At 69.0% G+C, this 18,701-nt stretch carries 16 protein-coding genes and 1 pseudogene; 4 read left to right on the forward strand and 13 right to left on the reverse strand.

Going from position 1 to position 18,701, the window contains the following annotated elements; all coding sequences use genetic code 11:
- Positions 1 to 145 precede the first annotated feature (145 nt).
- Positions 146 to 1,123, reverse strand: a complete 978-nt coding sequence (locus RPX00_RS05240) for an acyltransferase domain-containing protein (protein ID WP_406637998.1) — start codon at positions 1,121 to 1,123, stop codon at positions 146 to 148.
- 131 nt (positions 1,124 to 1,254) lie between these two features.
- Between RPX00_RS05240 and RPX00_RS05245 the strand changes: the two genes are divergently transcribed.
- On the forward strand, positions 1,255 to 2,289 hold the full coding sequence (locus RPX00_RS05245; RefSeq protein ID WP_406638000.1) for a ketoacyl-ACP synthase III family protein: 1,035 nt from the start codon (positions 1,255 to 1,257) through the stop codon (positions 2,287 to 2,289).
- A 50-nt stretch (positions 2,290 to 2,339) separates the two neighbouring features.
- Here RPX00_RS05245 and RPX00_RS05250 read toward each other — a convergent pair whose 3' ends face one another.
- The 6 genes from RPX00_RS05250 to RPX00_RS05275 are packed head-to-tail and all read right to left on the reverse strand — an operon-like array spanning position 2,340 to position 8,715.
- A complete protein-coding gene (locus RPX00_RS05250) occupies positions 2,340 to 3,113 on the reverse strand; it encodes a cyclase family protein (protein ID WP_406638002.1) in 774 nt (257 codons plus the stop codon).
- A 16-nt stretch (positions 3,114 to 3,129) separates the two neighbouring features.
- The gene (locus tag RPX00_RS05255) at positions 3,130 to 3,879 is read right to left on the reverse strand and encodes an SDR family oxidoreductase (protein WP_406638004.1); all 750 of its coding nucleotides are present in this window, start codon (positions 3,877 to 3,879) and stop codon (positions 3,130 to 3,132) included.
- The gene (locus tag RPX00_RS05260; RefSeq protein WP_406638006.1) at positions 3,876 to 5,729 is read right to left on the reverse strand and encodes an AMP-binding protein; all 1,854 of its coding nucleotides are present in this window, start codon (positions 5,727 to 5,729) and stop codon (positions 3,876 to 3,878) included. The genes RPX00_RS05255 and RPX00_RS05260 overlap by 4 nt, the downstream gene beginning before the upstream one ends.
- Positions 5,722 to 6,681, reverse strand: a complete 960-nt coding sequence (locus tag RPX00_RS05265) for an aromatase/cyclase (protein ID WP_406638008.1) — start codon at positions 6,679 to 6,681, stop codon at positions 5,722 to 5,724. The genes RPX00_RS05260 and RPX00_RS05265 overlap by 8 nt, the downstream gene beginning before the upstream one ends.
- Positions 6,682 to 6,694: 13 nt before the next feature.
- Entirely contained in the window at positions 6,695 to 7,480 is a 786-nt protein-coding gene (gene fabG / locus RPX00_RS05270) for a 3-oxoacyl-ACP reductase FabG (protein WP_406638009.1), read from the reverse strand.
- The gene (locus RPX00_RS05275) at positions 7,477 to 8,715 is read right to left on the reverse strand and encodes an FAD-dependent monooxygenase (protein ID WP_406638011.1); all 1,239 of its coding nucleotides are present in this window, start codon (positions 8,713 to 8,715) and stop codon (positions 7,477 to 7,479) included. Before RPX00_RS05275 ends, fabG begins: the two co-directional genes overlap by 4 nt.
- A gap of 159 nt (positions 8,716 to 8,874) precedes the next feature.
- Between RPX00_RS05275 and RPX00_RS05280 the strand changes: the two genes are divergently transcribed.
- Together RPX00_RS05280 and RPX00_RS05285 are read left to right on the forward strand one after the other, a co-directional pair.
- Complete coding sequence (locus RPX00_RS05280; RefSeq protein ID WP_406638013.1) at positions 8,875 to 9,324, forward strand: nuclear transport factor 2 family protein; 450 nt, start codon at positions 8,875 to 8,877, stop codon at positions 9,322 to 9,324.
- A complete protein-coding gene (locus RPX00_RS05285) occupies positions 9,321 to 9,743 on the forward strand; it encodes a nuclear transport factor 2 family protein (protein WP_406638014.1) in 423 nt (140 codons plus the stop codon). Before RPX00_RS05280 ends, RPX00_RS05285 begins: the two co-directional genes overlap by 4 nt.
- Positions 9,744 to 9,985: 242 nt before the next feature.
- Here RPX00_RS05285 and RPX00_RS05290 read toward each other — a convergent pair whose 3' ends face one another.
- The gene (locus RPX00_RS05290; RefSeq protein WP_406638016.1) at positions 9,986 to 10,744 is read right to left on the reverse strand and encodes an SDR family NAD(P)-dependent oxidoreductase; all 759 of its coding nucleotides are present in this window, start codon (positions 10,742 to 10,744) and stop codon (positions 9,986 to 9,988) included.
- Between the two features lie 168 nt (positions 10,745 to 10,912).
- Here RPX00_RS05290 and RPX00_RS05295 point away from each other — a divergent pair, with 168 nt between their 5' ends.
- Positions 10,913 to 11,935, forward strand: coding sequence for a methyltransferase (locus tag RPX00_RS05295; protein ID WP_406638017.1), 1,023 nt, complete (start codon positions 10,913 to 10,915; stop codon positions 11,933 to 11,935).
- A gap of 22 nt (positions 11,936 to 11,957) precedes the next feature.
- Here the strand turns inward: RPX00_RS05295 and RPX00_RS05300 are convergent, their stop codons facing one another.
- The 5 genes and pseudogenes from RPX00_RS05300 to RPX00_RS05320 form a co-directional block, all read right to left on the reverse strand.
- Positions 11,958 to 13,487, reverse strand: coding sequence for an MFS transporter (locus RPX00_RS05300; RefSeq protein WP_406638018.1), 1,530 nt, complete (start codon positions 13,485 to 13,487; stop codon positions 11,958 to 11,960).
- A 35-nt stretch (positions 13,488 to 13,522) separates the two neighbouring features.
- Positions 13,523 to 13,780: an acyl carrier protein gene (locus RPX00_RS05305; RefSeq protein WP_037817205.1), complete on the reverse strand. Its 258-nt coding sequence runs from the start codon at positions 13,778 to 13,780 to the stop codon at positions 13,523 to 13,525.
- An 86-nt stretch (positions 13,781 to 13,866) separates the two neighbouring features.
- Positions 13,867 to 15,072, reverse strand: a complete 1,206-nt coding sequence (locus RPX00_RS05310; protein ID WP_406638020.1) for a ketosynthase chain-length factor — start codon at positions 15,070 to 15,072, stop codon at positions 13,867 to 13,869.
- Positions 15,069 to 16,323 (reverse strand): annotated as a pseudogene (locus tag RPX00_RS05315) (beta-ketoacyl-[acyl-carrier-protein] synthase family protein). The gene RPX00_RS05310 and the pseudogene RPX00_RS05315 overlap by 4 nt, the downstream one beginning before the upstream one ends.
- Positions 16,324 to 16,522: 199 nt before the next feature.
- Positions 16,523 to 18,610, reverse strand: coding sequence for a BTAD domain-containing putative transcriptional regulator (locus RPX00_RS05320; RefSeq protein WP_406638022.1), 2,088 nt, complete (start codon positions 18,608 to 18,610; stop codon positions 16,523 to 16,525).
- Positions 18,611 to 18,701: the final 91 nt, after the last annotated feature.

Here is an 18,701-nt window from a genome sequence, read left to right on the forward strand (position 1 = left end):
ACCTCTCGGGCGGCCACCGCCCGACAAGCATCGCCCGACCAGACCGGCCTGCACCCAACACCTCTCGACGAGCATCCCCACCAGACCGGCCGTCACGACTGGAGCCACGCCCGGCCCGGCAATCACCACCCGCCAGGCGCACCATTCACCCAGCCGCCAACGTCTCCCGGCAAGCCGCCACCGCGGCGAGATCCGCCTCCGGGCCACCAGCCCGCGCAGGCAGCATCCCCACCACCCTCGCCTCCCCCGCCCGTACCGCCGGATGCATTCGCGCGGCCTTGGCCAGCAACTGCGAAGGCCCCGTCTCCACCAGCACCCCACCAGCCGCCAGCGGCGAGTCCGGACCCAGCAAAGTCCCTACCGCAGGCCAAAACCGCACCGGTTCGACCGGGTGGGAAGCCCAGTACGCCGGGTCGGTCGCCTCCGTATCGGTGAGGCGAAAGCCGGTGTACCCCGAAATCATCGGGATCTTCGGCGGCGAAGGCTGCGCGGCGGCCACGGACGGCAGGCACCGGGCGGCAGCATCCGCCAAAGCAGGGCTGTGGAAGGCCGAAGTAGCGGGAACCCGCAGACAGGTCCGCCCGGCAGCGCGTAACTTCGCGGACGCCTCGGCAAGCGGCTGTTCCGGCCCGGAAAGGATCAACTGCCGGGGCGCATTGATCGCCCCGATCACAACCTCGTCAGTGAGAACCCCGGCGACATCCTCGACCGTCGCGGCCACGGCGAGCATTCCCCCGGCAGGAGCGGCTGCTAGTTCCTGCACCCGTCGCCACATCAGCTCGGTCGCGGCCCGCACTTCGAAAACTCCGGCCAAGGTCGCAGCGGCTACCTCGCCGACGCTGTGTCCCAGCAGCGCAGCCGGCTGCACGCCCCACGAGAGGATCATCCGGCCTAAGGCATGGCCGACGGTGAACAGCAGGATTTGGGAGCGGGTCACGTGGTCCAAGGGGACTGCGGGCGAGTCAGTCAGCCAATCGGCGCGGATGGCGGGGCCGTCGGGGCCTAGGGCGGCGAAGACCTCGTCCACCGCGTCGGTGAAGACCTCGTCTTGGCCGTAGAGCCCGGCGGCCATCCGGACGTGCTGCGAGCCCTGGCCCGGGAACAGCAGTGCGACCTCGGTCATCGGCGAACTCCCCTCGTCTGCGGCAGCCGGATCGTCGGACAGCGCGGTCGACGGCTGCTCGACCCCGGCTGGACTGCCAGGTCGAGCCCGTTCCCACACACCGTCGAGAGTCCGCCGGAAGGCTGGCGGCCATGAGATTCGACGGGCTGTACCTCGCCGGGCTCGGGAGCTGGCTGCCCCCGGCGACGACGACCGCCGAAGCGGTGCGGAGCGGGCAATGCTCGGCCGAGACGGCGCGGAAAAGCGAGATGGAATCGGTCCTCGTCGCGCCGGACGGGATCGCACCGCCGGAGATGGCGGCTCGGGCCGCGCGGGTCGCGCTGGAGCGGTCCGGGGTGGCGCGTGGCGACATCGCGGTGCTGCTGCACGCGACGTTGTTCCATCAGGGATACGACTTGTGGTCGCCTGCCGCGTACGTCCAGCGGGCGGCGGTCGGCGGGACCTGTCCGGCGATCGAGGTGCGGCAGGTGTCCAACGGCGGGATGGCGGCCCTGGACCTCGCGGCCAGTTTCCTCCTGGCGGATCCGGCGCGGCAGGCGGCGTTGATCACGGCGGCGGACCGCTTCGACGGGCCGGATTTCGACCGCTGGCACAGCGATCCGGGGACAGCCTATGCCGACGGCGGGACGGCGATGGTGCTGTCCAGCACCGGCGGGTTCGCGCGGTTGCGCAGCCTGGCGGTGGTCGGCGGGCCGGAGCTGGAGGGCATGCACCGGGCGGGGGCCGCGTTCGGCGAGGTCGAGATGCGCGACCGGCAGTTGGTCGATCTCGACGCGCACAAACGGTCCTACGTCGCCGAGGCGGGGATGTCGCAAACGCTTGCGGCCATTCTCGACGGGCAGCGCGAGGCGTTGAAACGCGCGCTGAGCGACGCCGAGCTGGAACTGTCCGATGTGGACCGTTTGGTGCTGCCCCACTTCGGGAGGCGGCGGCTGGTGTCGAACTATCTGCGGCACATGGACGTTCCGCTGGAGCGGACGACCTGGGACTTCGACAGCCGGATCGGGCACCTCGGCGCGGGCGACCACATCGTCAGCCTGGAACACCTCGTGCGGACCGGCGGACTGCGGCCGGGGCAGACCTGTCTGCTGATGGGCGTCGGGGCCGGGTTCACGTGGAGCAGCGCGGTGATCGAACTGCTCGAGAAGCCCGAATGGGCTGACTGAACAGCAAGAAGGGCCCCGCGTGCATCGCGGGGCCCTTCTCAATATGGGAGCTATTCGACGATAGCGACGGCGCGCGCCCAACCGGCTCCGGCACCGGCAAGCTTCACCGGGAAGCACGACAGCGTGAAGCCGTGCGCCCGCGGCAGTTGCGCGAGGTTCGCCAGCCGTTCGATCTGGCAGTACTCGCGGTCGCGGCCACGCATGTGCGCCGGCCACAGCACGGACTTGTCCCCGGTGCGCTGGTAGGTCTCGATGATGTGCGTGAACGGCGCGTCGAGGCTGAACGCGTCCGTGCCGATCACGCGGACTCCGAAGTCCAGCAGCAGGTCAAGGCCCGACTGGTCGAGGCCGACGAACTCGGTGAAGTACTTCGGCGTACCGGCGTGCTGGTCGGCACCGATGTGGAGCAGGACGATGTCCAGCTCCTTCGGCTGATAGTCCACTCGGGACAGTTCAGCGCGCACGTCGTCCGCCGTGATGACACCTGGCTCACGGCCGGTGAAGTCCAGTACCACGGCGGGGCGGTGGAACCAGTCGACCGGCATCTGGTCGATCGTGCGCGGGGCCGAGCCGTACGACGTGGCGTCGCCGTAGTGCGCGGGTGCGTCGATGTGCGTGCCGGTGTGTGTCGTCAGCGACACCGTGTCGTTGGTGAGGAATTCGGCGTCCCGCAGCACTTCCGGGTCCAGTTCCATGCCGAAGTGCTCGCGCATCTCCGAGACCAGGTGCTTGGCGCCGTCCTGGGCGGACATGGTGACCAGCGACAGCGGCTCGGGCTCCCACCCTTGCGGGTCGATCGGGGACGACAGGTCAATCAGCTGCACGAAGTTCTCCTTATTCTCAAGACCGCAGGCTGAGCCCGCCGTCGGCGGTGATCACCTGGCCGTGGATCCAGCCCGCTTCCGGCGCGCTCAGCAGCGCGACGACATCGGCGACGTCGGCGGGCGTGCTCAGCCGGCCAGCCGGGGTGCGAGCCGCCAGCACCTGCACCATTTCCGGCTGTGTGGTCTCGTCGCCCTTGTCTAGCTTCGCGGTCGTGACGGCGTTGACCGTGATCCCGCGCGGAGCCAGTTCGACCGCGAGATAGCGCACCAAGGATTCGAGCGCGGCTTTGGCGACGCCCAGCGCGACGTAACGCGGGATGACCCGCTGCGCGCCCGAGCTGGACACCGCGAGCACTCGGCTCCCCGGCTTGAGGTGTTCGAGCAGCCCGGGTACCAAGCGCAGCAACGGATCCAGTGCGGCGGACACGTCGGTGTGCAGGTCGGCGACGGAAGCCCCGGCCGCGGGCATCGGATGCCACGACGCGGCGTTGTGCACCAGGACGTCCAGCCCGTGACCGGCCGCCGCGACCTCGGCGATCAGCTGAGCCGCGCCGTCTTCGGTGGACGGGTCGGCCCGGACCAGGGAAGCCGAGCCGGGCAGGTCCTCGAGGCTCGCGAGCGCGGCTTTGGCGGCTTCGTCGTCGTGCGCGTAGTTGAGCAGCACGTGCGCGCCGCTCGCACAGAACTTGTTCGCGATGGCCAGCCCCAGCCCCTTGGTAGCACCGACCACCAGGACGCTGCGGCCGGCCAGACCGAGATCGCTCATGCCGACGCCTCGGACACTGTCGAGTACAGATCCGCCTCGACGTCCACCAGCTCGACGAACTTCTTCACGTGCGCCTGGAACTCCGGGCTGGTCACGACGGCCTTGTGCGCGTTCGCGTCGACCCACTGGCCGATGTTCAGATACACCTTGGGATCGCGCAGCGACCGCACCATCTGGTAGGCGACGAATCCGGGCTGCTCGGCCATGTACTGCGCGTGCTCGGTGAAGACCTTCTCGAACTCTTCCGGCTCGCCCTTGACGGTGAACTTGCTGATGAACGTGACCACGGTATCGGCTCCTAGCAGTGCGGTTCCGGGATTCTGGCTGCCGCGCACGGAGGACAGCGCCTCGCGCAGCTCGCGGCGGACGAGCTTGCCGTTGGGCGACCGCGGGATCGCCCTGGTCAGCTCGACGTGCTCGATGTGCTTGTAGTACGGCTGGGCGGCGTTGACCTCCGCGGCGATCTCGCCCGCGCGCGGCACCCACTCGTCGCCGGCCGGGACGATCAGCGCGGCCGCCACCGCGCCGGCGAACTCGTCCGGCTGGTCGACCACCGCGCAGTCCGCCACGCCGGGGTGACGCAGCAGCTCGGCCTCGATTTCGGTGGGCGAGATCAGCCAGTTGTCGCGTTTGAAGACGTCCTTGATGCGGTCGACCAGGAACAGGTACCCGTCCTCGTCGAGACAGCCGACGTCGCCGGTCGGCAGCCAGCCGTCCGCGCCGATGCCGTCCCCGTCCGGGCGGCCGAGGTAGCCGCGCATCACCTGCGGACCGCGCACCTCGACCTCGCCGCGTTCGCCCGCCGGGAGCGGCTGCCGGGTCGTCAAATCGACAACGCGCACCTCGGTGTCGCGCACGACCTGGCCGACCGAACCGGGACGCGGCGCGGCCGGGCCGTCGGACAGCACCAGCGGCGCGGTTTCGGCGAGGCCGTAACCCTGCACGACCGGGATGCCGAACTGCTTGCGCAGCGTTTCCGCGTGCACCGGGGACAGCGCCGAACCGCCGGACAGGATGATCTCGCAGCCGGGCAGCTTCAGGTCCGCGAGCCGGGGGTCGGTAGCGAGCCGGGCCAAGCGGAACGGCATCGAGTAGTAATGCGTCACCCCGGCCGCGATGGCGATCGTGGCGACCGGGTCGGGCACCAGGCACAGCACCTGGGTGGCCCCGGCGATCAGCGCGGAGTTCAGGTGCATCGGGTGGTAGCTCGGCAGGTGGTTGAACGTCACCGACTTTCCGGTGACCCCGTGTGCCTCGGCGACCTGGACCGCGTTCACCGCGATGTTGCGGTGGGTGAGCCGCACGCCCTTCGACCGTCCGGTGGTGCCGCTGGTGAAGTGGATGCACGCGACCGCGTCCGGGTCCAACGCCACCGGCTCTCCGATCGGGCCCGCCGCCAGCGTGGCGACCGAATTCGCGCGGTCCGGATTTCCGAAGCACAGCAGGTGTTCCGGCGTCGCGGAGGCACGGGCGACTGCGACGGTCATCGAGTCGTTCAGCACCGCGGCAGCGGCGGACGACTCGGTCAGCACCCGGCCGAGGTCGCCTTCCCGCAGCAACGGGCTCAACGGCAGCACGACGTTTCCGCTGCGCAAGGTGCCGTAGTAGGCGACCGCGAATTCCGGGTGCAGCACCGAGGACATCGCAACCACCGAACCCGCGGTACCGATCCGCTCCGCCAGTGCGGCAGCGAAACCGGACGCGGCCCGGTCGAGTTCGGCGAACGTCAGTGCCGTCTCGCCGAGCCGGACCGCGACCTGGTTCGGGCTGTTCTCCGCGAGGATGCGCAGCGCGTCCGGCAGCAGCGGGGTGTCGTTCAGCGAAGCGACCGGGAGGACACCGTCAGCCATTGACGCGGTCCTCCGCCCAAGCCTTGGCGAGGTTCAGCGTCGCGGAGCTGTTGGTGCCCAACGCATTCCGGACGAACGCCTTGGCGTCTTCGACGGTCTTGCCTTCGCCGAGGATCTGCTCCACCGCGTCGCGCTTGATCACCACGGTGTGCTCCGAAGTTGCGCGCACACCGCCATCCGGTAGCGGGACGATCGTCCACAGTCCGTTGTGGACGGTCATCAGCGCGGGCAGCACCTGCTGCTTGTACGCGATGGCGTGCTCGTCGTCGAAGCACACGCGCACCGACTTGGTGGTGTGCACGGCCCCGGTCGCGGTCTTGGTGTCCATCTCCATGACCTGCAGGCCAGGCGTGTCCTCGGTCAGGTCGAGGCGCTGGACGTGCGGCAGCCGTTCCGGCCAGAGGTCCGACCGGTAGAGGAACTCATACACCGACGCCGCGTCCGCGTTGATGTCAACGCTGTCGGCGAACACCGTGGTGAGTTCTTCAGTCTCCGCAAGGCCTTCCGCGATGCCGCGCAGGTTCTCCAGTTCGTGCTCGCTGTTGCGGTCGACGGCCTTGCTCACCCATTCGACGTTCTCCGGCAGGTCGCCCACCGCGCTGAACGCGTGTTCCAGGACGACGGTGCACGAGTCCGGGCCGCCGGCCTGGATGTTCCACGCCCCGGTCATCGACGCGACCGGATGCTGCGAAACCTCCTGGCGGAAGTCGATGCGCAGGCCGTCCTCGTCGAGGTCGCGGCGCGAGGTCCAGGTCTTGGGCTCGTCGTTCGCGGTGGCCCACAACCGGATGCGTTCGGTGGTGCCGTCGCGTTCGAGCTGGCGCGCGTGGATCGTCGGTCCGAAGTAGACCGGCCAGCGCGTGACGTCGGCGAGCAGCGCGTACACGGCCGAGGCGGGCGCGGCGACGTCGATCTTGTGTTCGGTCTCGTAGATCCGCAGTGGTGCAGCCACGTGCTCGGTCCTCTCAGTAGTTGCCAAGCCCGCCGCAGACGTTGATCGCCTGCCCGGTCATGGACGCCGCGGTGTCGGTGACGAGGTAGCCGACGAGGCCCGCCACCTCCTCCGGAGTGGAGTACCGGCCGAGCGGGATCTTCGCGGTGAACTTCTCCAGGATGGCTTCCTCGGTGGTGTTCCAGGCCTCCGCGTAACGGCCGCGGATGGCCTGCGCCATCGGGGTTTCCACGTAACCGGGGCACACCGCGTTGACCGTGACGCCGGTCTTGCCCAGCTCGAACCCGAGCGCCTTGGTGAAGCCGACGACGCCGTGCTTCGACGCCGAGTACGGCGCGCCGAGCACCACGCCCTGTTTGCCCGCGGTGGAGGCGATGTTGATGACCCGGCCCTTGTCCTTGGCCAGCATGCCGCCCTTGGTGAGCGCCTCGCGGGTCATCAGGAAGACGCTGTTGAGGTTCGTGTTGATCACGTCGAACCACAGCTCGTCGGCGATCTCCGCGGTCGGCCCGCCGCCGCTGCGGCCGGCGTTGTTGACCAGGACGTCGAGCGGGCCGTACCGGTCCACCGCGGCCGCGACCAGCGCCTGGATGTCGCCCTTCTCCCGGACGTCGCAGGTGGTGCCGTCCACGTCCAGTCCCTCGGCACGCAGGTCCCGCACCGTCTCGTCGACGGATTCCTTGGTACGGGCGCAGAAATACACCTGATAGCCCTGCTCGGCCAGCGTCCGGGTCACCGCGAGCCCGATCCCGCTGGTGCCGCCGGTGACCAGCGCTACGCCCCGGCTCTGTTCGGTCATCGTGTTGTCCCTCCTGGGTTGCTCGGCGCACGGAACAGGTCCACGCGCACGTCGCGCGGACGAGCGCCGAACGCGACGAGATTGAGGATCTTGCGGAAGATCGGGGTGTGCGGCAGCAGCTTCGCGACCACCGGCCGCACGGCGTCCACGATCCGGCCGGACGACAGCATTCCCTTGTTCTGCCTCGACTGGAGCGTGAACACGGTGTCCACCGCCGCGCGCCGCTCGGCCTCGAAACCGGCGAGCGCCGTGGTCCGGTTGTCGCCCGCGGTCACGGCGGCGACGAGTTCGGGGTGCAGCGCGACAGCGTCGGCGATGGCCAGGTTGATGCCCTGCGCGCCGATCGGGCTGTGCGTGTGCGCGGCGTCGCCGATGAGCACCAGGCCCGGCCGGACCCATTCTTGGGCGCGGCCAGAGAAGACGTCCAGCGGCGACAGCTCGGACAGCGCGGTCACCTGGTCGCGGATCAGGTCCGCGTGCTGCGGGACGGCCGCGGCCAGCTGCTCCCGGACGTGCTCGATCCCGTTGGCGGCCACCGTCTTGTAGCTGCCCTTCGCCAGGGTCCAGCCGATCTGGACCCGGTCGGGGTAGGAATCGTGCACCAGCACGGGGTCGGTGGCGGTCCGGTGGATGCGGACCGCGCCCGTACGCCGGTCGGGAGCGATCAACTTGAACCACACGACGTCGTGCTCGAACTTCTCGAACTTGTCGTAACCGATCCCGGCGAGCGAGCGGGTTTTCGAGTAACGACCGTCCGCGGCGACTACCCAGCGGGCGCGCACTTCGGTCTCGCCGTCGCCGGAACCGCAGCGGATACCAGTCACCGCGCCGTTTTCCGTCAGCAGCGCCCGGGTCGAGCAGCCGCTCAGCAGCCGGAACCCTGGGGTGGCCTTGCATTCGTCAAGCAGGCGTTCCAGCAGGAGCCGCTGCGGCAGGCTGAGCAAATGGTCATACGGCGCGGGAAGCGTCTCGTAATCGATGTCCAGCAGCGTTCGGTCGCCCTGCACCAGCTGGAAGTGGCGCATCGGGTAGCCGCCGATCCCGTCGAGGACGCCGAGCTGGTCAAGCGTGCGCAGCGCACCGGGCTGGATGATCTCGCCGCGGTACTCGCGTTCCAGCGACGCGCTGCGCTCCGCGACGACGACGTCGACCCCGGACCGCGCGAGCAGCAGCGCCAGCACCAGACCCGCCGGCCCGCCTCCGGACACGCACACGTCCGCTTCGATCTCGCGCACTCGATCCCTCCCGCCGTCGCACCGCCTCGCCACAGCCTCTAGCGGGCCGGTCCAAAACGGCTCAACGCACAGTCGGCCGTCTCGCGCGAGTGGTCCACGAGGGGACTTTGAGCCGGGCACGCGACGGTCGGACAACACGCGGCCGACGAGGAGGACACGGTGGCGACAACCGTGGGAATGCAGCTGTACCAAGAGGTGCAGGCGTTCTACGCCAAGCAGATGCAGCTGATGGATGACGGCGAAGTGGAACCCTGGGCGCGGACTTTCACTTCAGACGCCACTATCGCGAACAACGCCAATCCGGCACCGGCTTCTGGGCGAGAGTTGATTTTGAAGGTGGCTCGGAAGTTGGCTGCTGATGTCGAATCGCGCGGGGTTCAGCATCGGCATTGGACTGGGATGCTCGTGGTGCACTCGGAAAGTGCCGATCGGGTGCGGACTCAGTTGTACGCGATGGTCGCGGAGATTCCCGCTGGCGGCGAGGCGCGGCTGTGGCGGTCTACGTTTTGCCGGGACACGTTGGTGCGTGGGGCGGATGGGTGGCAGGTCTCCCGGCGTGTGGTGACTCATGACGATATTCAGGATGTTGATGTGGAGGAGCGCGGATGACTGTGTCGGCTGAGCTGTATCAGGAGATTCAGCAGTATTACGCGTGGCAGATGCAGTTGCTTGATCAGGCTCGTACTGATGAGTGGGCGGAGACGTTTACTGAGGATGGGGTTTTTGAGGCTAATGCCGCGCCTGCGCCGGTGAAGGGGCGAGCGGCTATTGCTGCTGCTTCTGCGGCTACTCATCGGCAGTTGGCTGAGGTGCATGAGCTGCGGCGGCATTGGTTGGGGATGTTGACTGTTGAGCCCGGTGATGTTGAGGGTGAGTTGCGGACTCGGTGTTATGCGTTGATTATTGCTACTCGTAAGGGTGGGGAGCCTCGGATTCACTGCAGTACGTTGTGTGAGGATCTTTTGGTGCGGGTTGGGGATAGTTGGCAGGTTAAGTATCGGACTGTTTCTCGGGACGATATTCGCTGAGGTGTCCGGCCTTCGGCCGGGAAGAAGGTTGCGGTGGGGCACCCCGAAGCCCAATTGTGACTACGGTCTGGGGCTGCTTGTCAAGGCGGGAAAGATGCCTTGACAAGCAGCCCCAGACCGTGTTTTGGCTTCGTATCGGGGTGCGGGGGTGGTGTGGGTGCACCGATGGTTGGGTGCGTTGGGTGGCGGGCGGGTGGGTCCTTGAGGGAATTAGATTCCCTCAAGGACCCTCGCTGAACGTGTTAGCGGGTCATGTCTGAGCCGCCGTTTACTGAGACCACTGTGCCTGCGATGTAGCCTGCTTCCTCGCTGGTGAAGAAGGCCACCATGGCTGCCACATCCGTCGGTTCCGCGGCTCGGCCTGCGGGGATGCGCTTTTCGAAGGCGGAGAACCAGTCCGGCGGGGCTTCGCCCAGTGCGTCCGTTCGGGTTAGGCCGGGCGACACTACGTTCGCCACTACGCCCTGCGGCGCGCCTTCGCGGGCGGTGAACTTCGCGTACGAGATCAGTGCGCTCTTCGCTGCCGCGTGTGCGACTACGTCCGCGCCGACTGGGCCCTTGCTTGCTTCTGCGCCCAGGTACACGATCCGGCCGTAGCCCTGGTCCGTCATGTGCTGCCACACCGCTCGGGTCGGGTGGAAGGCCGCCGCCAGTTCGTCGTTTACCTTTGCGGCGAACGTTTCCCAGGGGATCTCCGCCACCGAGCCCTGTGCGAGGCCGACGTTCGCGTTGCAGACCAACGCATCCACTCGGCCGTACGCCTCGACGGTCGCGGCCACCAAGGCCGTCGCGCCCTCTTCGTTGCGGATGTCCGCGCTGACTGCGATTGCCTCGCCGCCGGCCGCGGTGATGGCCGTGACTGCCTCGTCCGCTGCTTCCTTCGACGTCAGGTAGTTGATCACCACCCGGTCGCCTCGTGCGGCCAGCCGTTCCGCGATCGCGCGGCCGATTCCGCGTGCCGCACCGGTCACCACCGCGACGCGGCGTACCTGATCTTCCACCCGTTGCTCCTCGGTCTCGGGCCGCCGGCTTCCCCGGACAGCCGTTTCCGCCAATGTATCGGCTGAAACCGTTGTCGCGACACCGCCTTCAGAGATCTTCGAGAACATTTTGAACAACGGCAGCGAGCATCGGGAAACTACCCAACTCGGCTGAGGAGACACACCCGCATGTCCGAAGATCTCGCGCGCGCTAAAACGCCGCAGCTGGAACTGATGAACCTCATCATCGGCGACTGGAAAGCCCGCGCCGTGTACGCGGCCGCCGAGCTTGGCTGGCCCGACCGGCTCGCCGACGGGCCACGTACAGCGGCTCAGGTGGCCGCCGACTCTGGCACCGATCCCGTTGCCACCCAACGGTTCCTGCAGTACCTCGCCGCCCTCGGAGTGTTTCGCGAGGAGGACGGCGCCTTCGCACTGACCGGGCTCGGCGAGCTGTTGCGCAGCGACCGGGAAGACTCGCTGCGGCCGTACACGCTCATCGCGGGCTCCGAATTCCATCGCGCCTGGACCGGGATCGCCTCCGCCGTGCGAACCGGACAAAATGCTTTCGAAGGCGCATTCCAGTCTAGCTTCTTCGAGTACCTCTCCGCAAACCCCGAGCGCGGAAAATTGTTCGACAAAGCGATGGCGGGCAACACGGCGTTGTTCGACGCGATCCCGGACGCGTACGGCTTCGGCGCGCACCAGCGATTTGTCGACGTCGGGGGCGGAAGCGGCGAGCTGGCGGTCCGGCTGCTGGCCGCGCACCAAGAGCTGCACGGCGTGGTTTACGACGCTGAACAGTCCGCCGAGGCAGCGAAAAAGGCCATCGCGGACGCTGGGGTCGCCGAGCGGTGTGAGGTGGTGTCCGGGGACTTCCTGGAGTCCGTTCCCGAGGGCGGCGACGTCTACCTGCTCGCCAGGGTGCTGGTGAACTGGCCGGACGAGGACTGCGCCCGTATCCTGGCGAACTGCGCTGCGGCGGCCGCTCCCGGCTCACGGTTGCTGCTGGTGGAGCGGGTTTCCGGGCCTGGCGTGGACAACGCGCTCCTGCTGTCCCACGACACCTTGATGTACGTGCTCTTCGGCGGGGGCGGGATCCGCTCCAGCGCGGAAGTGACCCGGCTGCTTGAGGAAGCCGGGTTCGCGCTGGACTCGATTACTCCGCTGCCGCAGGAGTTCTCGCTGATCTCCGCCACCCGCCGAAGCTAACCGCGCACGGTCCGGGAACGGGTCAGGAAACCTCAGCCGTCCGCCGTTCCCGGGCCGGCACCACCACGAGCACCACGATCGCCGCCAGCACCGCGGCACCGGCCGCGGTCAGGGCAGTCGTCCGCATCGCGACGGAGAACGCGTCCGCGCCCGCGGCGAACAAGTCGGTTCCCTGGCTACCGCCGAGGGTCGACGCAGCGGCCTTCGTGGCTTCGATCGAATCGCCCGCCGCAACACGTGACGAAGCGGGCAGCACCGACAGCGCGGGCTCAACCCCGTTGCGGTACACCACAGTCAGCAGCGAACCCAGCACCGCGATGCCGATCGCGCCGCCGATGCTGCGGCCCATGTTCGTGAGCGCCGACCCGACGCCCGCGCGCTCGCGCGGCACCGCCGACATGATCGTGGTGGTCGCGGGCGGCATCACGTTGGCCATCGCGAGACCGACGAGGAAGTCCGCGACGAACACCGGCCACAACGGACTGTTCTGGTCCAGCAGCGCGAAGACCGCCACGCCGACCGCCAGCAGCAGCAAGCCGCCGACGAGCACGTTCTTGGCCCCGAACTTCGCCGACAGCGTCGCCGAGCGCGGCGAGAACACCGCCAGGGCCAGCGCCAGCGGGAGGATCGCCACCCCGGTCATCAGCGGGCTGACGCCGAGCACGCTCTGCAGGTAGAAAATCAGGAAGAACGGCACGCCGAAGTTCACGAAGAACGCCAGCGTCACCGCGCTGGTCGCGCCCGCGACCCGGCGATCCGACACCAGCCGCAGATCCAGCGCGGGAGCCGCGGAGCGCAGCTCCACCAGGATGAACACCACCAGCAGCACCACCCCGAGCACCAGCGGGATATAGACCCGGGGATCGGCGACCGTGGCGAGGTTGCCCGCCTGGATGATCCCGTACACCAGCGCGGTGCTCCACGCGACCGACAGCACCACGCCAGGCACGTCGAGCTTGCGCGCGGTCGAGGTGGACTCCGGCACCATCAGCACGGTCAGCACGATCGCGGCGAGCACGATCGGGCCGTTCACCAGGAAAATCGAGCCCCACCAAGCGAACTGGATGAGCACGCCGCCGAGAACCGGGGCGATGACCGCCGCGATCCCGGCGGCGGACACCCAGTACCCGATCGCGCGCGGACGCTCCTTGTCACCGAACACGTGCGAGATGGTGGCGAGCGTGGTCGGCGGGATCGCCGCGCCGCCCGCGCCCATCACGACGCGCCACAGCACCAGTTCTCCTGGCGAATGCGCGAATGCCGCCAGCACGCTGGAAACGCCGAACACCACGAGCCCGATCAGGAGCACCTTCCGGTGTCCGAGCCGGTCCCCCAGCACGCCCCACGCCAGCAGCAAACCGGCGTACACGAGCGTGAACCCGTTGACCACCCACTGCAGTTCGTCCGCGGACGCGCCGAGCCCGTCGACCGGGTCGGCGAGCGCGCGGAAGGCGACTGTCACGATCGTCGCGTCCAGCACGGTGAGCAAAAAGGACGTCAACAGCACCGCGAGGATCGCCCAGCGGCGTGGGTTCAGGGCAGGCTCGGACACCTGTCCTCCTTCGGAAGGCTTTGGCGGATTTCCCCTTACACCGCGGAACCGAGCCTGCTGTTCACCAGCTCGACCAGAGCGCGCGGCGTGTCGATGTCGACCACCGTTTCGTCCGGCAGCTCGACCCCGTAGTCGCGCTGGAGCATACTCGCGGTCTCCATCAGCGCGAGCGAGTCATAGCCCAATTCGGCGAACGGAATGTCGCGCGCGTCGGTGGTTTGTGCCATTTCGTCGCTCTCGCCCGCACAGCGGCGGATGATCTCCATCAGGTCTTCGTAGGTCAGCTCGCGCATGATCGCTCCTCCTGCCGCGCTGAAGCGGCCATCGGTGGGTTCTTCTTGCTGGACAAGGCTTTGTGACTCGGCCGTTCGGGTGATCTTCACGCCCCGCGCAGCACCAGCGCGGCGTTGTGCCCGCCGATGCCGCGGGCGAGGACGACCGCCACCCGCACCGGCGTTTCCCGCGCGGCACCGGTGACCAGGTCGATCCCGTGCTCCGGCACCGGGTCCGAGACGTTCGGCGTCGGCGGCACCACGCCGTGCCGGATCGCCAGCGCCGCGCACGCGACGTCCAGCGCGGCACCGCCCGCGGACAGCCGGCCGACCCCAGCCTTGGGCGCGGTGACCGGGACACCGCGTTCGCCGAACACCGCGCTGATCGCTTCGGCTTCCTCGCGATCGAGCCGCGGATCCCCGGCCGCGTCGGCAAAAACGACGTCAACGTTGGCGGCCGAAATGCCCGCATCCGTCAGGGCGAGTTCGATCGCGCGGCGCAATCCCGGCGGACGGCCGCTGCCCGGTTTCGGGTCGAAAGTGGACGCGTACCCGGCGATCTCGGCATACGGCGGCTGCCGGTCCCGCGACGACTCCGCCGGTTCCAGCACGAGCACCGCCCCGCCCTCGCCGGGCACGTACCCGGCGGCGGACCGGTCGAACGGCAGATACGCGGACTCCGGTTCGCTGCCCCGGCTCATCCGGCCGGACGTCAGCATCGCCGCCCAGCCCCACGGGCACAGCGCGCTGTCGATGCCGCCGGTGAGCGTGACCGCGGTCCCGGAACGCACCGCGCGCCGGGCCTTTCCGATCGCGTCCAGCCCACCGGCCTGTTCGGACACCACCACCGCGCCCGGCCCGCGCATGCCGTGCCGGATGGAGATCTGCCCGGTGTTGACCGCGTAGAACCACGCGAAGGACTGGTACGCGCTGACGTACTTGCCGCCCTTGCTCCACATGTTCTGCAGTTCGCGCTGCCCGAACTCGTAGCCGCCCGCCGAACTGGCGGTGATCACCGCGAGGTCGAAGCCGTCGTGCGCCTCCGGGTCGACGCCCGCGTCGGCCAGCGCCCATTCCGCGCCCACGAGCGACATCCGGGTGGAGTGGTCGGTCTGCGGCAGCAACCGGCTGGGCAGGATGCCCTTCGCGCTGAACCCGGCGACCTCGCCGGCGAGCGTGCTCGGGTAGCCCGAGGCGTCGAACCGGGTCACCGGGCCGATTCCGCTGGCCCCTTCGAGCGTCGCTTCCCAGAACTGCTTGACCCCGCTTCCGGTCGGCGCGAGCACGCCGAGTCCGGTGATCACCGCGTTCATGCCGCGCCGCCGAGGTTGCTGGTGAGCACCATGGCGCTCTGGAACCCGCCGAATCCGCTGCCCACGGTGAGCACCGTGTCCGTCGCGGCTTCTCTTGCCACCAAAGGAATGTAGTCCAAGTCCAGCTCCGGGTCCGGTTCGGTGAGATTGGCCGTCGGCGGCAGCAGCCCGTCGCGCATCGCGAGCAGGCTGGCGGCGATCTCGATCGAGCCGATCGCGCCGAGCGAATGCCCGACCATCGACTTGATCGAACTCACCGGCACGCGATAGGCGTGTTCTCCCAGCGAGTTCTTGAACGCCTGCGTCTCGTGCCGGTCGTTCTGCTTCGTGCCCGAGCCGTGCGCGTTGACGTAGCCGATCGCCTCTGGCGTCACCCGCGCCTGGCCCATCGCCTGCCGGATCGCCTCGGTCATTTCCACGCCGTCCGCGCGCAGGCCGGTCATGTGGTAGGCGTTGCACCGCGTGGCGAAACCGGCGATCTCGCCGTAAATCCGCGCCCCGCGAGCGAGGCGCCCGGCCCAGTTCCTCCACCACGAACACCGCCGCGCCTTCGCCGAGCACGAACCCGTTGCGCGTGTTGTCGAACGGCCGCGAAGCCGTCTCCGCCTCGTCATTGCGCGGCGAGGTGGCCTTGATCGCGTCGAAGCACGCCACGGTGATCGGCGAGATCGGCGCGTCCGAACCGCCCGCGAGGACGACGTCCGCGCTGCCTTCGGCGATCAGGTCCCTGGCGTGCCCGACCGAGTCCAATCCGGACGTGCAGCCGGTGGAGATGACCTGCACCGAACCTTCCGCGCCCGCTTCCCAGGCCACTTCCTTGGCCATCGAACTCGGCACGAACTGGTCGAACAGATGCGGTACCGCGTACTCCGCGTCCACCTCCCACTTCCGCCCGCCGTCGCTCACCACGACGTACTCTCGTTCGAGGCTCATCGTGGCCCCGACCGCGCTGCCGATCGACACGCCGGTCCGATACGGGTCCACATCGGACGGGGTCAGCCCCGCGTCGGCCAGCGCCTCCCGCGTGCACGCCACCGCGAACTGCGCGACCCGGTCCATCCGCCGCACCTGCTGCGGGCCGAGCCCGGCCGCCTCCGGGTCGAAGTCGCATTCGGCGGCGATCCTCGAGCGGAACTGGGAGGCGTCGAAAAACGACACCGGCCGGGTGGCGGTCCGCCCGCCCGACACCATCTCCCAGAACGGTTCGCGCCCCGGTTTCCCCGGCGCGACAACACCTATCCCGGTGATCACCGCCCGGCGCGGCCCTCCCGCTGCCCCGGGGTGCCCTGCACTCGTACTCACTCCGTCTGCACCTGCCCTTCGCGCTCCGAGCGCCCGACGTCGCTGGTTTCGAGTCTGGGCCCGGGGTGTCCAAGACGGATCGAAGCGGGGTCGAACGCGCTCCAGCCGGATTCGACCGGTGCCACAGCGGCTCGGCCCCGCCCCGTTCTCAGCCGGTGGCGACCACGGCCTCGCGCGTCGCGGGCTCGGCTTCCCTTGCCAGCAAACGGCCCGCGAACGACGGAAGCCGGGGTACGCAGTAGACCGCGTCCGAGGTGGACGGCCGCAGAACGTCTACATTGGACTCCGCATCCCGGTACCGGTGCGGGCCCGAGCCGCCGCGTTCGCCAATTTCCTCGGCCAGCCCAGCGGATTCGAGGTCCTCGAGCACCTCGCGCACCAGCTCGCCCGGCCTGCCGAGAAGCTTGACCGCGTCCGGCACGGTGAACTCGTCGACGCTCGCCAGCCTGCGGAACGCCTCCTGCGCCGGCCCGCACAGCGTCCCGTAACTCGCCCGGACACTCGCGTCCACCGTGCCTTCCCCGCACGGCAAACGCAGCACTGCTCCCGGGTCACGCGACAGCCGGTCGTGCATCCGGCGCAGCGACCAGTTCGGCCGGTACGCGAGGTACCCGCCCACGGCCGCGACCGCCAGCGGCAGCCTGCCGCACATCCGGACCAGCGCGCTGGCGCAGTCGAGGTCCTCCAGCATCCGCCGCCGTCCGATGAACTGGCCGAGCAGCTCCAGCGATTCGTTGACCGTCAGCGGAGCCAGGCTCACCGGGGCGACCACGCCGCGCAGATACAGCCGTCGCCTGCTCGCGACCAGCAGCAGACTGCCGGAACCGCTGGGGCGCAACAGATCCACCTCGGCCGCCCGCGCCGCATCGTCCACCACCACCAGCAGCCGCCGGGTCGCGGTGTAGTCCCGGTAGACGTTCACCAGCTCGGACATCGACGGCGCGGGCGACAGCGGGACGCCGCACGCGCGCAGGCAGCCGGCGAGCACGTCGGCCATCGTCTCCTCGCCGCGCTGCACCGGAGCCAGCGGCACGAAGATCTGCCCGTCCGGGAACGACGCGCGGACCCGGTGCGCGACGTGCACGAGCAGCGAGGTCTTGCCCGCACCCGGCCCGCCGGTGATCTCCACGACGGCACTGCCGCCGGTCAGCTTGGTCCGCGCCGCGCAGCACCGCCGCACCAGCTCGCGGATCTCCTCGTCCCGGCCGACGAAGTCGGTCACGTCGGACGGGAGGTGGTTCGGCCCGAGCACCTCCGCCGCGGCGGGCCGCAGCGGAACCAGGTCACCCTCCGCATCCGCGCTCACGACGGAAACCACTTCGATCGCACTGCTCTCAGTCACGGTGCCGTGGTCGTCGATACTCCGGACGACTGCTTCCGTAGCGCGCGCGTTTTGCCCGTTGTGGTGGATTTGCCCGTTGTCTAGACCACTTGTGGCTTCACTCACACTCCCGCCGCGCGGGGCCGGAAGGGTGAGCGCGGGGTCGTCCACCAGGACCTGCTGATGCACCGAACGCAGCGTCGCGGACGGCTCGATGCCCAACTGCGCGATGAAGTCGCTGCGCACCCGGTGGTAGACGTCGAGCGCCTCGACCCGGCGGCCGCAGCGGTAGAGCGCGACCATCAGCTTCGCCGAGTACGCCTCGTGCGTTGGATTCGCCTTGACCACGCCGGCCAGTTCGTCGACGACCCGGCGGTGCCTTCCCAGCGCCAGCTCGGCCTCGAACCGCAGGTCCAATGCGGCTTTGCGGCTCTCTTCCAGCTGCGTCGCCCGCGCGGACAGCGTCGGGCCGAGCGGAAGATCGGAAAGCGCGGCCCCGCGCCACAGCGCGAGCGCCTGTCTGGCCAGTTCGGCGCAGGCTTCGAGATCGCCCGCGTCGTGCCGGTCGCGGGCCTGGTCGAGCAGTGCCGAATAGCGCACCGCGTCGACCACGTCCGCCCGCGGCACCTGCAGTTCGTAGCCGTGCGGGCGGGTGAGCAGGACCGTCGCGCCCTCCTCGGCCGAACCGGCCAGCCGCAACGACTTGCGCAGTTGGTAGACGTAGGTCTGCAAGGTCGTCGCCGCGCTCGCCGGCGGGTTGTTCTCCCACAGCTCCTCGACGAACTGCTCGAAGTGCACCGCCCGGTTGGCGTTGAGCGCCAGCATCGCCAGCACCGTGCGGAGTTTGGGCGCGGACGGCGTCTTGCTCACTCCGTCCGCGCGCACGGACAGCGGTCCCAGTATTGCGATCTGCATCCGACCCCCAGATACCTGCCGAAAGAGCACGCCAGGCAGCGGCCCGGCGTGCTTCGCTTTCCCCCAGTGAGACGCCAGCGACGCTAGCAGA

Origin of the sequence: Amycolatopsis sp. WGS_07, from assembly GCF_045278895.1 — a bacterium.
In the GTDB taxonomy this organism is placed as follows: Bacteria; Actinomycetota; Actinomycetes; order Mycobacteriales; family Pseudonocardiaceae; genus Amycolatopsis.